Origin of the sequence: Kluyvera sp. CHPC 1.2972, from assembly GCF_036759925.1 — a bacterium.
Lineage (GTDB): Bacteria > Pseudomonadota > Gammaproteobacteria > Enterobacterales > Enterobacteriaceae > Kluyvera.
Genome location: NZ_JAPKIB010000007.1, coordinates 1 through 16,285 on the forward strand (window position 1 = coordinate 1; position 16,285 = coordinate 16,285).

General features: G+C 56.5%; 14 protein-coding genes. 7 read left to right on the forward strand and 7 right to left on the reverse strand.

The features are described 5' to 3' along the window. Nucleotides 1–397: 397 nt before the first annotated feature. The 3 genes from adk (at nt 398) to V6944_RS12815 (ending at nt 3,559) form a co-directional block, all read left to right on the forward strand. The gene (gene adk, locus V6944_RS12805; RefSeq protein ID WP_185667094.1) at nt 398–1,042 is read left to right on the forward strand and encodes an adenylate kinase; all 645 of its coding nucleotides are present in this window, start codon (nt 398–400) and stop codon (nt 1,040–1,042) included. 186 nt (nt 1,043–1,228) lie between these two features. Continuing rightward, entirely contained in the window at nt 1,229–2,191 is a 963-nt protein-coding gene (gene hemH / locus V6944_RS12810) for a ferrochelatase (protein WP_333499239.1), read from the forward strand. A 63-nt stretch (nt 2,192–2,254) separates the two neighbouring features. Beyond that, on the forward strand, nt 2,255–3,559 hold the full coding sequence (locus tag V6944_RS12815) for an inosine/guanosine kinase (protein ID WP_333499240.1): 1,305 nt from the start codon (nt 2,255–2,257) through the stop codon (nt 3,557–3,559). An 88-nt stretch (nt 3,560–3,647) separates the two neighbouring features. On the opposite strand, the gene ybaL is transcribed toward V6944_RS12815, so the two are convergent. Continuing rightward, nucleotides 3,648–5,324 (reverse strand): YbaL family putative K(+) efflux transporter, encoded by a 1,677-nt coding sequence (gene ybaL / locus V6944_RS12820; RefSeq protein ID WP_333499241.1) that lies wholly within the window; start codon nt 5,322–5,324, stop codon nt 3,648–3,650. Nucleotides 5,325–5,580: 256 nt separating this feature from the next. Then, nucleotides 5,581–6,801, reverse strand: coding sequence for an MFS transporter (locus V6944_RS12825; protein WP_185667090.1), 1,221 nt, complete (start codon nt 6,799–6,801; stop codon nt 5,581–5,583). Between the two features lie 174 nt (nt 6,802–6,975). Between V6944_RS12825 and ushA the strand changes: the two genes are divergently transcribed. Then, nucleotides 6,976–8,628 (forward strand): bifunctional UDP-sugar hydrolase/5'-nucleotidase UshA, encoded by a 1,653-nt coding sequence (gene ushA / locus V6944_RS12830; RefSeq protein ID WP_333499242.1) that lies wholly within the window; start codon nt 6,976–6,978, stop codon nt 8,626–8,628. Nucleotides 8,629–8,725: 97 nt separating this feature from the next. On the opposite strand, the gene ybaK is transcribed toward ushA, so the two are convergent. The 3 genes from ybaK to copA all read right to left on the reverse strand — a co-directional run bounded on the left by ybaK (nt 8,726) and on the right by copA (nt 12,792). Further along, the gene (gene ybaK / locus V6944_RS12835; RefSeq protein ID WP_185667088.1) at nt 8,726–9,205 is read right to left on the reverse strand and encodes a Cys-tRNA(Pro)/Cys-tRNA(Cys) deacylase YbaK; all 480 of its coding nucleotides are present in this window, start codon (nt 9,203–9,205) and stop codon (nt 8,726–8,728) included. A gap of 201 nt (nt 9,206–9,406) precedes the next feature. Further along, complete coding sequence (locus V6944_RS12840; protein ID WP_333499243.1) at nt 9,407–10,201, reverse strand: TraB/GumN family protein; 795 nt, start codon at nt 10,199–10,201, stop codon at nt 9,407–9,409. Between the two features lie 89 nt (nt 10,202–10,290). Continuing rightward, nucleotides 10,291–12,792: a copper-exporting P-type ATPase CopA gene (gene copA / locus V6944_RS12845; RefSeq protein ID WP_333499244.1), complete on the reverse strand. Its 2,502-nt coding sequence runs from the start codon at nt 12,790–12,792 to the stop codon at nt 10,291–10,293. 94 nt (nt 12,793–12,886) lie between these two features. On the opposite strand from copA, the gene cueR reads away from it, so the two are divergent. Further along, nucleotides 12,887–13,297: a Cu(I)-responsive transcriptional regulator gene (cueR, locus tag V6944_RS12850; protein ID WP_185667085.1), complete on the forward strand. Its 411-nt coding sequence runs from the start codon at nt 12,887–12,889 to the stop codon at nt 13,295–13,297. A gap of 3 nt (nt 13,298–13,300) precedes the next feature. Here cueR and V6944_RS12855 read toward each other — a convergent pair whose 3' ends face one another. Continuing rightward, nucleotides 13,301–13,762 carry an NfeD family protein gene (locus V6944_RS12855; protein ID WP_333499245.1) on the reverse strand — a complete coding sequence of 154 codons (462 nt, stop codon included), beginning with the start codon at nt 13,760–13,762 and terminating at the stop codon, nt 13,301–13,303. Next, entirely contained in the window at nt 13,759–14,676 is a 918-nt protein-coding gene (locus V6944_RS12860) for an SPFH domain-containing protein (protein WP_333499246.1), read from the reverse strand. Before V6944_RS12860 ends, V6944_RS12855 begins: the two co-directional genes overlap by 4 nt. Before the next feature lie 127 nt (nt 14,677–14,803). Between V6944_RS12860 and fetA the strand changes: the two genes are divergently transcribed. After that, entirely contained in the window at nt 14,804–15,463 is a 660-nt protein-coding gene (gene fetA / locus V6944_RS12865) for an iron efflux ABC transporter ATP-binding subunit FetA (protein WP_333499247.1), read from the forward strand. Next, nucleotides 15,456–16,241: an iron efflux ABC transporter permease subunit FetB gene (fetB, locus tag V6944_RS12870; RefSeq protein WP_185667082.1), complete on the forward strand. Its 786-nt coding sequence runs from the start codon at nt 15,456–15,458 to the stop codon at nt 16,239–16,241. Before fetA ends, fetB begins: the two co-directional genes overlap by 8 nt. The last annotated feature ends 44 nt before the right edge of the window (nt 16,242–16,285 follow it).

Sequence of the window (16,285 nt, forward strand, 5' to 3'; positions counted from 1 at the left end):
GCCGAAGAGACGGCAGAGTGCGGAGAAAGACATCGTGCCAGCCTGGCTGGCACGGATAAAATCAAGACGTTGCATAGGTTGGGTCTCAGTCCAGGGCATAGCGAGTCTCCTCTTCTATGCCAGTTATAACTGTTACCCATGTATCCGGTCTAAAGTGTTACCTATGTTTCCGGTTTGTACCAACGCGACGCCGGGTTCGGCTCCGGTTCCCCCGGGGTCGGCATAAATGCCTCGCCCGGGCTACTTCTCCGGGCGAGCGCCCTTAAATCTCCCGCTACGCAAAATATCTGACCATTAACCGTTTCAGCCGTCCCGCCTTCCTTGAGCCAGCGCCGTTCTGGTGGTATCTTTTAGCGCTTTTTAAAAAATATCGACAACCTTTGAGGGGATTTTCGCAATGCGTATCATTCTGCTTGGCGCACCGGGCGCGGGTAAAGGAACTCAGGCACAGTTCATCATGGAGAAATATGGCATTCCGCAAATTTCCACCGGTGATATGCTGCGCGCCGCTGTAAAATCCGGCAGCGAGCTGGGCAAACAGGCTAAAGACATCATGGACGCAGGTAAGCTGGTCACTGATGAACTGGTTATCGCGCTGGTCAAAGAGCGTATCGCTCAGGAAGACTGCCGTAACGGTTTCCTGCTGGACGGCTTCCCACGCACTATCCCGCAGGCTGATGCCATGAAAGAAGCGGGCATCAACGTTGACTACGTTCTGGAATTCGACGTTCCGGACGAGCTGATCGTTGACCGTATCATTGGCCGTCGCGTACACGCGGCATCTGGCCGTGTTTACCACATCAAATTCAACCCACCTAAGGTTGAAGGTAAAGACGACGTGACCGGCGAAGAGCTGACCACCCGTAAAGACGACCAGGAAGAGACCGTTCGTAAGCGCCTGGTGGAATACCATCAGATGACCGCTCCGCTGATCGGCTACTACTCCAAAGAAGCGCAGGCAGGTAACACCAAGTACGCAAAAGTTGACGGCACCAAAGCCGTTGCTGACGTACGCGCTGAGCTGGCGAAGATCCTCGGTTAACCTCGTTTTCCGGCACCGAGCGTGCCGGACGGCGGCGTAAACGCCTTTTCAGGCCTACATCGTACCGTAGGCCTGAAAAGCGCAGTGCCATCAGGCAAATTCTCTCCTTACCTCTTGCAGCAATTAGTTTTTCTTCCTCACTTTTCCGCTACAATTATCAACAATTTGAATCGATAAGAGGCGGTAATGCATCATAAGAACCCCGGTATTCTGCTGGTCAATCTCGGCACCCCCGATGCTCCAACGCCTGAAGCGATAAAACGCTACCTGACACAGTTTCTCAGCGATAAGCGCGTCGTTGATACCCCTCGTCTGCTTTGGTGGCCGTTGCTACGCGGTGTGATCCTGCCTATCCGCGCGCCGCGCGTGGCCAAACTCTATCAGTCCGTATGGATGGAAGAGGGCTCGCCGCTGATGGTGTTCAGCCGTCGCCAGCAGCGTGCACTTGCCGCTCGCCTGCCGGAGATTCCGGTGGTGCTGGGGATGAGCTACGGTACGCCGTCACTGCAAAGCGGCGTAGATGAACTGCTGGCGCAGGGCGTTGACCATCTCATCGTGCTGCCGCTCTACCCGCAATACTCCTGTTCGACGGTGGCGGCGGTGTGGGACGAGCTGGCACGTATTCTGGCGACCAAACGGGCGATCCCAAGCGTTTCGTTTATCCGCGACTACGCCACCGACCACGGCTATATTCAGGCGCTGGCGGCCAGCGCGCGCGCGTCGTTTGCCCGTCACGGTGAGCCGGATGTGCTGCTGCTCTCCTATCACGGCATTCCTCAGCGCTTTGCGCAGGAAGGCGATGACTACCCGCAGCGCTGTCGCGATACCACCCGCGAACTGGTGTCGGCCCTTGGCATCTCGCCGGATAAAGTGATGATGACCTTCCAGTCGCGCTTTGGCCGTGAACCCTGGCTCACGCCGTACACCGACGAAACGCTGAAAATGCTCGGTGAGAAGGGCGTGAAGCATATCCAGGTGATGTGCCCGGGCTTCTCGGCGGACTGTCTGGAGACGCTGGAAGAGATTGCGGTGCAGAACCGCGAGGTCTTTATGGAGGCCGGTGGTCAGCAGTATGAATACATTCCTGCGCTGAATGACGACGAAGCGCATATCGCGATGATGGTCAATCTGACCGCGCCCTATACCTGATCGCAAGCAGGCGGATGAATGTGCTACTATTCACCGCCTGTTCACAGCCACTCCTGAAAAACCATGAAATTTCCCGGTAAACGCAAATCTAAACACTATTTCCCGGTGGACGCTCGCGATCCGCTGCTAAAGCAGATTCAACCCGAAAGTGAAACCAGCGCCGCCTGGGTTGTCGGTATCGACCAGACGCTAGTGGATATTGAAGCCAAAGTCGACGATGCGTTTATTCAGCGCTACGGCTTGAGCGCAGGGCATTCTCTGGTGATTGAAGATGACGTTGCTGAAGCGCTGTATCAGGAACTGGTGCGCGAAGGTCTCATTACCCATCAGTTTGCCGGTGGCACCATCGGCAACACCATGCACAACTACTCGGTACTGGCGGATGACCGCTCGGTGCTGCTGGGCGTGATGTGCAGCAACATTGAAATCGGCGGCTATGCCTACCGCTATCTGTGCAACACCTCAAGTCGTACCGACCTGAACTACTTGCAGGGCGTTGAAGGGCCGATTGGCCGCTGCTTTACGCTTATCAGTGATTCCGGCGAGCGTACCTTCGCCATCAGCCCGGGCCATATGAACAAACTGCGCCCGGAGAGCGTACCTGAATCGGTGATTGCCGGTGCGTCTGCGTTGGTGCTGACCTCCTATCTGGTACGCTGTAAGCCGGGCGAACCGATGCCTGAAGCGACTATGCAGGCCATCGCCTATGCGAAGAAATATGATGTGCCGGTGGTGCTGACGCTGGGGACCAAATTCGTGATCGCCGAAAGCCCGGCGTGGTGGCAGAGCTTTATCAAAGAGCACGTGTCGATTCTGGCGATGAATGAAGAAGAGGCGGAAGCGTTAACCGGCCTTAGCGATCCGCTGCAGGCGTCGGATAAGGCGCTCGACTGGGTGGATCTGGTGCTGTGCACGGCCGGGCCAACCGGGCTGTATATGGCGGGCTTCACCGAGAACGATGCCAAGCGTAAAACGCAGCACCCGCTGCTGCCGGGGGCGATTGCCGAATTCAACCAGTACGAATTCAGCCGCGCGGTACGCTTTAAAGATTGTCAGGATCCGCTGCGTATTTACTCGCACATCGCGCCGTTTATGGGGGGGCCTGAGAAAATCATGAACACCAACGGCGCGGGCGACGGTGCGCTGGCCGCGCTGCTGCACGACATTACCGCCAACGCCTACCACCGTACCAACGTGCCGAACTCCAGTAAGCACCAGCATAGCTGGCTGACCTACTCGTCGTTAGCGCAGGTGTGTAAGTATGCAAACCGGGTAAGCTATCAGGTGCTGAACCAGCATTCACCGCGCCTGACGCGCGGCCTGCCGGAGAAAGAAGATAGCCTCGAAGAGGCGTACTGGGAACGGTAATTCGGCGGATTCCCGGGGTCGCTAGCGCTCGCCCGGGCTACTTCATCATGTAGCCCGGCCAAGCGAAGCGCCGCCGGGATCGTCATATCTACCCGCTAACCGCCTCACTCAACGGTGGCTCACTCAGCAGCCCCAGCATCGTTTTGGCAATTTCACGCTCGCCCATCACCACCTCATTGGCACCACGCTCGCTGATATACGCCACTTCATCGTCGTAGTGCGCACGGGCGATGATTTCAAGGTGAGGGTACTTCTCGCGGGCGCTGGCGACAATCTCCCCGGCTTCGTAGCCGTTCGGAATAGTCAGCAGCAGCCAGCGGGCGCAGTCCAGATGCGCCAGGTCCATAATCTCTTCGTTCGCCGCATTGCCCAGCACCGCACGAATGCCGCGCTCGCGCAGCTCATCCACGCGGGTACGCGAGGTTTCGATAACCACCAGCGGGATGCCCTGCGCCATCAGCTTCTCGCCGAGCAGGCTGCCAACGCGACCGTAGCCGACCAGCAGCGCATGGTTACAGATATCCACCGGGATCTGCTTCTCGTCTTCCAGCGCCTCTTCCAGCGTCTGCTCCTCAAGGGTTTCCGTTTTCTCGAGGTATTTTTCCAGCACCGAGAACAGCACCGGGTTCAGCATAATGGAGAGGATGGCACCTGCCAGCACCAGATTCTGCCCCGACTGCGGCAGCAGGCCCAGCACCATGCCGAGGCCGGCAAGGATAAAGGCGAATTCACCAATCTGCGCCAGGCTGGTGGCGATGGTCAGTGCCGTACGCTGCGAGTGACCGAACAGACGCACCAGGCCGAAGGCCGCCAGTGATTTGCCGAAGATGATAATGGCAAGCGTTGCCAACACCGCCAGCGGCTGCTCAATCAGAATCAGCGGGTCGAAAAGCATACCGACGGAGACGAAGAACAAGACCGCGAACGCATCACGCAGCGGCAGGGTATCGTGGGCAGCACGGTGGCTCAGCTCTGACTCGTTCAGCACCATCCCGGCGAAGAACGCGCCCAGCGCAAAGGAGACATCGAACAACTCGACCGCGCCGAAGGCAATCCCCAGCGCCAGCGCCAGTACCGACAGCGTAAACAGTTCGCGAGAACCGGTTGCGGCACTGCGGGAGAGGATCCACGGTACCAGACGGCGACCAACCAGCATCATAATGGCGATAAACGCCACCACTTTACCGATGGTGATGGCCATATCAATCGCCAGTGAAGCGAAGCCGATATTCTCTTTTTCCATCATGCCAGCGACCGCTGGCAGCAGCACCAGGGTCAGCACCATCACCAGGTCTTCAACAATCAGCCAGCCGATGGCGATTTGCCCGCGCTGACTATCGATAAGCTGTCGTTCCTCCAGCGCGCGTAACAGCACCACGGTACTGGCGGTGGAGAGACACAGACCAAAGACGATACCGGTCATCATCGACCAGCCTAAGAAGGTGGAGAGCAGCATACCGAGCAGGGTGGCGACGGCTATCTGCGCAATCGCTCCGGGGATGGCTATTGACTTTACCGCCATCAGATCCTTGAGCGAGAAATGGAGACCCACGCCAAACATCAGCAGAATAACGCCTAGTTCCGCCAGTTCAGGAGCCAGTTTGGTATCAGCGACAAATCCTGGAGTAAATGGTCCGGCCAGTACGCCCGCTAACAAATATCCTACCAGTGGAGAAATTCTTAACTTATTGGCAATCATGCCAAGGAAAAAAGCGAGCACAAGGCCACCAACAATGGTGGTGATTAGCGGTGTGGCGTGATGCATTCCGTCTCCTTTCGTCGTGATGCGTGGTCCCATTTTTGGCGCAGAATGCCGGAACAGCCTGAAAACCAAAAAGCCTTGTAATAGTTTATGACAATTCCGGTCATTTTGTTTGTGAATAATTCTTGAATTTAACTAAAAATTTGAATTTTTAGGAGTAAATGGCACAAATAAGAAAGTTGAATGCGGGAAGTCAGAGGAGACGTGTGCTTGCGGGGAGAAAGAAGGCAGCCAAAACAGATGTTTGGCTGCCCAAAAATCAGTGTTTTTGGCGGTTATCAGGCAAGAATATGGTCAACATACCGATAAGCGGCAGGAAGGCGCATATTTTATACACCAGGTCGATGCTGGTGTGGTCCGCAATCAGCCCCAGAACCGCGGCACCCAGGCCACCCATCCCAAAGGCGAAACCGAAGAACAGCCCAGAAACCATGCCGATACGGCCCGGTAACAGCTCCTGCGCATACACCAGGATGGCGGAAAACGCCGAGGCGAGGATAAATCCAATAATCACCGTCAAAATCCCCGTCCACCAAAGGGTGGCGTAGGGTAAAAGGAGGGTAAACGGCGCTACGCCGAGGATAGAGCCCCAAATAACATATTTACGGCCAATCTTATCACCCACTGGCCCGCCAATCACGGTCCCTGCGGCAACCGCAAACAGGAAGGCAAAGAGGTGAATCTGGGCGTTTTGTACCGATAATCCGAATTTTTGCATCAGATAAAAGGTGTAGTAGCTGCTAATGCTCGCCATATAGAAGTATTTGGAGAAAATCAGCATCAGCAGAATGAAAACGGCCAGCACCACTTTATTTTTCGGCAGCGGATTAACGATAACGGTTTTAGGTTTACCTTTCGCTAAACGATGCTGCGCCGCGTACCAGCGGCTAACCTGCGCCAGAACAACGATTGCCAGCAGCGCGGCCAGTACGAACCAGGCGACGTTGCCTTTGCCATAAGGCGCGATAATCACCGCCGCCAACAATGGCCCCAGCGAGCTGCCGAAGTTGCCGCCCACCTGGAAGATGGACTGCGCCAGGCCGTGACGACCGCCGGAAGCCATACGAGCCACGCGGGAGGATTCCGGGTGGAACACCGATGAACCGGTGCCGACCAGCGCTGCCGCCAGCAGAACCCCGCCGAAGCTGCTCGCCAGCGCCAGCAGCACCAGACCGCTTAGGGTAAAGCACATGCCGACCGGTAGCGACCACGGCATAGAGCGTTTATCGGTGATATAGCCGATAACCGGCTGGAACAGCGATGAGGTGAGCTGGAAGGTCAGGGTAATCATCCCAATCTGCACGAAGCTGAGCGAAAACTCCGACTGGAGCAGCGGATAGATCGCCAGAATCAACGACTGAATCATATCGTTGAGCAGATGGGAGAGGCTGATCGCCCCCAGAATACCAAATGAGGTACGACCCTTCTGCGAAGACGCAGACGGGCCTGGCCGCGTAGGGCTGGTTTCAGAAATTGCCATAGATTCCACTTGTATTTAAGAGTGCGATGTTGGGGATATACGCTTTAATAATAATTATCAGACTAAGATACCTGCCTAAGACGTTTGAAGGAAGTCTCATTTCTGAAAACAAATTAGACTAATATTTCAGAGCATTGTAATTTCGGCGATGGTTATTCACTCAGGGAGAGAAACATGCATTTCGTCAAACGGGGCGTGGCGCTGGCGATGCTGTCTGCATTGTCTTTAGTCAGCTTACCTTCTCAGGCTTATCAGCAAGATAAAACCTATAAAATCACCATCCTGCATACCAACGATCATCACGGCCATTTCTGGCGCAGCGAATACGGCGAATATGGACTGGCGGCGCAAAAAACGCTGGTGGACGGCATTCGTAAAGAGGTGGCGGCTGAAGGGGGAAGCGTGCTGCTGCTCTCCGGCGGCGATATTAACACCGGGGTTCCGGAGTCCGACCTTCAGGACGCCGAGCCAGATTTCCGCGGCATGAACCTGGTGGGCTACGATGCGATGGCCGTGGGTAACCACGAATTCGATAATCCGATGAGCGTGCTGCGCCAGCAGGAAAAATGGGCCAAATTCCCGTTCCTCTCTGCCAACATCTATCAGAAAAGCACCGGCGAACGCCTGTTTAAACCCTGGGCGATTTTCAAACGCCAGGATCTTAAAATTGCCGTTATTGGCTTAACCACCGATGACACCGCTAAAATTGGCAACCCGGAATATTTCACCGATATTGAATTCCGCAAACCGGCGGAAGAAGCCAAAGTTGTGATTCAGGAGTTGCAGCAAAAAGAGAAGCCGGATCTGATTCTGGCCACGACCCATATGGGCCATTACGATAACGGCGAGCACGGTTCCAACGCGCCGGGCGATGTCGAAATGGCGCGCAGCCTGCCCGCGGGTTCGCTGGCGATGATTGTGGGTGGTCACTCACAGGATCCGGTCTGCATGGCATCGGAGAATAAAAAGCAGGTCGACTACGTGCCCGGCACCCCGTGCGCGCCGGACAAACAGAACGGTATCTGGATTGTGCAGGCCCATGAGTGGGGCAAATACGTTGGTCGCGCCGACTTTGAGTTCCGCAATGGTGAGATGAAGCTGGTGCACTATCAGCTGATCCCGGTGAACCTGAAGAAAAAGGTGACCTACGATAACGGGCAGAGTGAGCGCGTACTTTACACGCCACAAATCCCGGAAAATCCGCAGATGCTCTCGCTGTTAACGCCGTTCCAGAGTAAAGGCAAAGCACAGTTGGATGTAAAAGTGGGCAGCGTCAACGGGCATCTGGAGGGCGATCGTAGCAAGGTTCGCTTTGTGCAAACCAATATGGGACGACTGATTCTCGCCGCACAGATGGCGCGCACTGGCGCTGACTTTGGCGTGATGAGCGGCGGCGGCATTCGTGATTCCATTGAAGAGGGAAATATCACCTACAAGAGCGTGCTGAAAGTGCAGCCGTTTGGCAACGTGGTGGTATACGCCGATATGAACGGCAAAGAGGTCACTGAGTATCTGACCGCGGTCGCTCAGATGAAGCCAGATTCCGGTGCTTATCCGCAGTTTGCTAACGTGAGCTTTGTGGCCAAAAACGGGCAGCTTCAGGATCTGAAAATCAAAGGTGAACCGGTCGACCCAGCGAAAACCTATCGCATGGCGACCCTGAGCTTTAATGCCACCGGCGGCGATGGCTATCCGAAGATTGATAGCAAACCGGGGTATGTGAATACCGGGTTTATCGATGCCGAGGTGCTCAAGCAGTATATTGAGCAAAACTCACCGTTAGATGTGAATGCTTACGAACCGAAAGGAGAAGTGAGCTGGCAGTAAGGCGTTGAGCCGTTCCCGGCGGCGCTTCGCTTGGCCGGGCTACATGTTGGTGGTAGCCCGGCCAAGCGAAGCGCCGCCGGGGAAACCGGCCGCACGATCAATCCCGACGCGCAATATCCGCAAACGTCGCGCCAAGAATCTTCGCCAAATCCACCGCCGCCAGTTCAATGTCCAGCCCGCGCTTGCCGCCGGAAACATAGATAGTGGCAAATTCCTGCGACGGCGCATCAATCACCGTTGGCAGACGCTTCTTCTGCCCCAGCGGGCTAATGCCACCCACCAGATAACCGGTCACGCGCTGCGCCACCATCGGGTCGGCCATATCGACCTTTTTGGCGCCTAACGCTTTGGCCACTTTCTTCAGATCCAACTGCCCGGCAACTGGCGTCACCGCCACGGCGAGCTGTTTCATGTCGCCGTTCATTGCCACCAGCAGGGTTTTATAAACCTGGTCGGCATTCAGTCCTAATTTACGCACCACTTCGTCGCCAAAGTTGGTCTCATGCGGATCGTGGTCGTAGGCGTGGATGTTGAACGGGATCTTGTTCTTTTCGAGTAGCTTAACTGCGGGAGTCATAACGTTCCTTCTTACTACAGACGTGATATGCAGCCAGCATACGCCCTAAAACGCACTAAAAAATAGTATAATCTTGCGCAATAGGTATTGGCAGTTGCGGCAACTTTGAGCGACAATCGAAAGATCCGGAGTGCGAACTCCGGGATAATAATAATGATGAAATTCCTCTTTGACGGGCCAATAGAGATATTGGCCATTTTTTTATCCCAGCATCTGCGGCAGGTTGCCTTCCCCGTACAAATGTAGCGCCCCGACGGCTACCACGTAGCGCCCCGGCGGCAGCGCCAGTAGCGCATCGCGCCAGGCTTCATTGCGTTTCACCATCAACACATCATACAGCGACTGGCTAAAGGTATTGGGCAGCGAAGCCGTACCGTTGGACGGTGGCTGCTCTAACCACCAGCCGATCATCACCTGCAGCAGCCGAGCGTTGGTGTGCCAGTGCGTCAGCGTATCGTCGAGCAGCGCCATGCCGCCGTCGGGGAGTTCACAAAGTAGCGCTATCTGGCTGTCGGCCCCTTCCAGCTCCTGCACCGGCAGCGAGGTTTTGCGGGCCGCCTGCAGCAACTGGTAGTCAATGCCGTAATCCGGGCGCAGCCCTAGCTTTTGCGCCTGAGTGGCCTGTAGCACCATCGCCACCTGCCACAGCGGCTGGGTATCAAAGCGATACAGCGGCACGCCCAGCTCGTCGCTGAGTTTTTCAAGCTGGCTAAACTGCGCTTCGCTGAGTCGTTCGCGCAGCGGCGGGTATTCTGGCAGATCGCTGAAGGGCGTTTCGTTACCCGAGATATCTGCTTCAACAATAAGCGCATCGGCCTGATGAAGTTTTTTCAGTAGTTTAGCGGGAAGGGGGGCCATGTCGCGGGTCCCCATATGAATGCTACCCACCAGATGCAGGTGGCGGCCGCCGGGCAAGGTGACGTCCAGCGCAGGCCAGCTGTAGGGTGAACCGCGCAGCGTGCGCCACAGGCGTTGTAGTTGATTTAACAGGCTCATCCGCGCTCCCTGGAAGGAAAATCTCATGCTAGCGCGATGGGGGGAAAGGTGCAAACGCGTCCCTCCCGATGGCGGGAGGGACGGTGGGGTTACTGCTTAGGTTTGAAGCGTAGCAGGCGGTTGGCGTTGCTCACCACCGTAATGGACGAGAGCGCCATTGCCGCCCCGGCAACCACCGGATTCAGCAGCGTGCCGGTCAGCGGCCAGAGGATCCCGGCGGCAATCGGAATGCCCAGCGAGTTATAGACAAACGCCCCGAGCAGGTTCTGCTTCATATTCCGCAGCGTGGCGCGGGAAATGGCCAGCGCATCGGCGACGCCGACCAGGCTATGGCGCATCAGCGTAATCGCCGCGGTTTCAATCGCCACATCGCTGCCGCCGCCCATGGCGATACCGACGTCGGCCTGCGCCAGCGCTGGCGCATCGTTGATACCGTCACCGACCATCGCGACCTTCTGGCCCTGCGCCTGCAGATCTTTAATCGCCTGCGCTTTACCGTCCGGCAGTACCCCGGCAATCACCTCATCAATACCGGCTTCTTTGGCAATGGCGTTGGCGGTGACGGGGTTATCCCCGGTCAGCATCACCAGGCGATAGCCTTCGCGGTGCAGGCGCTGCAGCGCGGCAACGCTATCGCTGCGCAGCGGGTCACGAATAGCGAACAGCGCAGCGGCTTTACCGTCGATCGCCAGCAGCACCGGCGTGGCGCCCTGAGCGGCCTGCTGAGCCATCTCATCGTCCAGTTCGCGGGTCACGACCTGATGTTCATGCAGCAGCGCCTGGTTGCCGAGCAGCAGAGTGTGACCGTCGGATTCACCGCTCACGCCCAGCCCACGTAAGGTGCGGAAGGCGCTAACCTGCGGCAGTGATTTCTCGGCGGCTTTCTCCACAATCGCGCGGGCCAGCGGGTGGTTCGAGCCCTGTTCCAATGCGGCGGCGAGACGCAGGGCGGTGGCTTCGCTAATTGCCCCGAGGGTTTTGACCGCAACGACCTGCGGTTTGCCTTCAGTCAGGGTACCGGTTTTATCAAACACCAGGGTGGTTAGCTCACTGGCGCGCTGGAGTGCATCGGCATCACGTACCAGTACGCCGTACTCTGCGGCGCGGCCGACGCCGGCAATAATCGACATCGGCGTTGCCAGACCTAGCGCACACGGACAGGCGATAATCAGTACCGTCGTGGCGATAACCAGGGTGTAGACAATCTGTGGTGCCGGGCCAAAGAAGTACCAGATAGCGGCGCTGAAAATCGCAATCGCCACCACCACCGGCACGAACACGGCGGAGATTCTATCTGCCAGTTGGCCGATTTCCGGCTTGCTGCTCTGCGCCTGACGCACCATCTTAATAATGCGCGACAGCGTGGTGTGGCTGCCGACGGCGCTGGCGCGGAACTGTACCGAACCATCTTCTACGACGGTACCGGCATGAATACTGTCGCCGTCGCCTTTTTGCTGCGGGATTGGCTCACCGGTCAACATGGCTTCATCAAACCAGGCTTCGCCTTGGGTAATTTCACCGTCAACCGGAACGCGGTCACCGGTTGCCAGACGCAAGATCATGCCCGGCTGAACGTCGGCCAGCGGCACGGTTTTTTCACCGTCTTCCGTGACCACGCGGGCGGTCGGCGGTGTGAGGTCGAGCAGTTTTTCCAGCGCCCGGGAGGAGCGCTGACGTGCGCGCGCTTCCAGCATATGCCCGAGGTTTATCAGGCCGATAATCATGGCGCTGGCTTCGTAATAGAGGTGGCGGGCTTCCATCGGGAACCACTGCGGCCACAGGTTGACGCTCATCGAGTAGAGCCACGCGACGCCGGTCCCTAAGGCGACGAGAGTATCCATCGTTGCGGTACGGTTCTTCAGGCTTTTCCATGCGCTGGTGTAAAAATGACCGCCGGCAAACACCATCACTGCCAGGGTGACGAGACCGATAACCAGCCACAGGGAGCTGTTATCGTCGGAGACCATCATGTTGTCGCCGATCATCCCCCAGACCATCACCGGAATGCCGACCAGCAGGGCGACAATCGCCTGCCAGCGAAAACGCTTCATGGTGGCCAGCGCGGTTTCCTGCTGACGTTCGCGGCGCTTGAGATCGTCCTCAATCGCTTCCGCGCCGTAGCCGGCTTTTTCCACCGCCTGGACTAAATCACCGGCGGAGGCGCTACCCATGACCAGGGCCGTGCGCTCCGCCAGGTTTACCCGTGCCTGTACGACACCCGGTACGGCCTGCAACGCATTTTGTACTCGGGAAACGCAGCTGGCGCAGCTCATACCGTTGATCAGCAATTGTTGGCTGTCATCCAGTTCCTGCGCTGCCGGAAGCTCAGGGGTGGCCGCTGTCAGTGCTTCCGACGGGAGTGATGACTCTGCCAGCGGTTTAGCCTTTGGGTGGCTTAACTCCGCACCATAACCGGCTTGTTTAATGGTTTCGATCAGCGCTTCAGCGCTGGCGCTACCGGTCACGTGCGCGGCTTCGATAGTCACTTCCGCATGGTCAACGTCAGAACGCTGCTCCAGGCTCTCTTTCACGCGTTTCACGCAGTGGCCACAGGACAGACCGTCCAGGGCTAGATCGATGGTTTGAGACATATCACTTTCCTCAATAATGGATGACCAAATTCACCTTATGGTCTACAGTTGTGAAGGTTAAACCTTCCAGCAAGGGGAATGTCAAGGGGGAAATGTGAATATCAGTGATGTTGCCAAAAAAACCGGTTTAACCAGCAAAGCGATTCGCTTTTATGAAGAGAAGGGGCTGGTCACGCCGCCGCTGCGTAGTGAAAACGGCTACCGCAGCTACACGCAGAAACACCTTGATGAGTTTACGCTGCTGCGCCAGGCGCGGCAGGTCGGATTTAATCTGGAAGAGTGCGGCGAGCTGGTGAATCTGTTTAACGATCCAAAGCGTCACAGTGCCGACGTGAAGGCCTATACGCTGCAAAAGGTGGCGGATATCGAACGCCATATCAGCGACCTGCAGGCGATGCGCGATCAGCTGCTTTCGCTGGCAGCGTCCTGCCCGGGAGATGACAGCGCCGATTGTCCGATTATTGATAATCTTTCCGGCTGCTGCCACCGTAAAACCCAGGCCTGACGATTAGCGAGGAAGGGAGAGCCTGATTCGCAGGACGATCCCTTCCACCGCAATCACCTCTACTTTACTGCCGGCAGGCAGGTCGTCATCGGCGGCAACCGGCCAGGAGCTATCGCCGACCCGCATATGACCACGACCGTTAACCAGCGCGTTATCCAGCGTAAAGCGCTGGCCCAGCAGCTGCTGGCCGCGCTGGTTAAGCTGGCCTTCAGCCGGGCGCTGGCGGTTCGTGCGGCGGCTCAACCACTTCCACCACAGCCAGGCTGCCAGCAGCGTAAGCACGGCAAACAGCGTGCCCTGCCACTCCCAGCCGATAGGCAGCAGCCAGGTGATGACGCCGGTGACCGCCGCCGCCACGCCGCTCCACAGCAGGTAACCGCTGCCGCCGAGCATTTCTGCCGCCAGCAGCAGGCCGCCCAGGCTCAGCCAGAAGAGATGCGGGTGCGTGAGCACCAGGGCAATCATGATGATTTCCGTTCGCTGGCGCTGTCTTTAATCAGCTCGGCGATCCCGGCGATTGATCCCATCAGGCTGCTGGCATCCAGCGGCATCATCACCACTTTGCTGTTATTGGCGGAGCCAATCTGCTGCAGCGCATCGGTATATTTCTGCGCCACAAAGTAGTTCACCGCCTGAATGTCACCGGCGGCAATTGCCTCGGACACCATCTTCGTTGCCGTGGCTTCCGCCTGTGCAGAACGTTCGCGCGCTTCCGCCTGCAGGAACGCCGACTGACGCTCACCTTCTGCGGTGAGGATCTGCGCCTGTTTTTCACCTTCGGCTTTGACGATTTGCGCCTGGCGAATCCCCTCCGCTTCGAGGATATAGGCACGCTTGGTACGTTCGGCCTTCATCTGCGCGTTCATAGCGTCGATAAGTTCTGCCGGTGGGCGTACGTCGCGAATCTCGATACGGGTGATTTTGATGCCCCACGGATTGGTCGCTTCATCGACGATATGCAGCAGACGCGTGTTGATGTTGTCACGCTGGGAGAGCATTTCGTCGAGCTCCATCGACCCGAGGACAGTACGAATGTTGGTCATCGTCAGGTTGATGATGGCCAGCTCAAGGTTGCTGACCTCATAGGCCGCTTTTGGCGCATCGATCACCTGAATAAAGCAAACGGCATCAATCGAGACGTTGGCGTTATCTTTAGAGATGACTTCCTGGGAAGGAATATCGAGCACCTGCTCCATCATATTGATTTTGCGGCCGATGCGATCCATAAACGGCACCACCAGGCTTAAGCCAGGGTGCAGGGTTTTGGTGTAGCGGCCAAAACGTTCGACCGTCCACTGGTAGCCCTGCGGCACAATTTTGACGCCCGCCGCGACAATCACCAGCGCGACGAAGATAAGAACCGGGATAAATATCAGCATAAAACCTCCTGTTTAACTGTCCGTAACGTATTCAAGTATATCGGCTATGTGGGGGAAATTCGCCCCCCGAAATTAATTGGGGTTACACTAGAGGCACAGAAAGTCAGTATCAGGACAATTTAAAGCAATGAAGGAAAATAGCGCGATTTTACAGCTGGAGCAGGTGAGCTTTCGTATTGGCGAGAAAACGGTCCTTGATAAGATTAACTTAAGCGTGGCCCCCGGCGAATTTAAGCTGATTACCGGGCCCTCCGGCTGCGGTAAAAGCACCTTATTAAAAATTATCGCCTCGCTGCTGTCGCCTACCTCCGGGACGATTTTGTTTGAGGGTAAAGATATCAACGCGCTGACCCCAGAGGCTTACCGCCAGCAGGTCTCCTACTGCGCGCAAACCCCGGCGCTGTTTGGCGATACGGTCTACGACAACTTTATTTTCCCCTGGCAGATACGCAATCAAAATCCTGAGCCGGATCGTTTTCTGACGCAGCTGGCGCAGTTTGGCCTGCCGGAAGAGACGCTGTCGAAATCGATTAACGATCTCTCCGGCGGGGAAAAGCAGCGGGTGTCGCTCATTCGTAACCTGCAATTTTTACCCAAGGTGCTGCTGCTGGATGAAATTACCAGCGCACTGGACGAGCAAAATAAAAAGAACGTGAACGAGATTATTCATCAGTATGTGCGTGACCAGCAGGTTGCGGTGCTGTGGGTGACCCATGATAAAGATGAAATTAGCCATGCGGATGAAGTGGTGACGCTGCCTTCGCATCAGGAGACGGTCAATGAATAGCGAACATATCATCACTAACCAGTCGCTGGCGCTATCAATGGTGTTGGTGCTGGTTGCCATCCTGGTGAGCTACCGGGAAAAGCTGGCGCTGGAAAAAGATATTATCTGGAGTATCTGCCGGGCGGTGGTGCAGCTGATTATCGTTGGCTACGTGCTGAAGTATATCTTCAACGTTAACCATGCGGTGCTGACGCTATGCATGGTGCTGTTCATCTGCTTCAACGCGGCGTACAACGCGCAAAAGCGCAGCAAATATATCGACAAAGCGTTTGTGTCATCGTTTATCGCCATTACCACCGGCGCAGGGCTAACGCTGGCAGTGCTGGTGTTCTCCGGCTCGATTGCGTTTGTACCGATGCAGGTAATCCCGATTTCCGGGATGATTGCCGGTAACGCGATGATTGCGGTGGGGCTGTGCTACAACAATCTGGGGCAGCGTTTTAGCGCCGAGCAGCAGCAGATTCAGGAGAAGCTAAGCCTGGGGGCTACGCCAAAAATGGCATCGGCGCGGTTGATTCGCGAAAGTATTCGCGCGTCGCTGATCCCTACCGTGGACTCGGCGAAAACCGTGGGATTGGTGAGTCTGCCGGGGATGATGTCCGGGCTGATTTTTGCCGGTATCGACCCGGTAAAAGCGATTAAGTATCAGATTATGGTGACGTTTATGCTGCTCTCAACCGCCAGCCTGTCGACCATTATTGCCTGTTATCTGACCTACCGGAAGTTTTACAACGCCCGCCATCAGCTGGTGGTGACGCAGTTGAAGAAACGCACATAATGTGAGATTTCCCGGCGGCGCTTCGCTTGGCCGGGCTACCTACA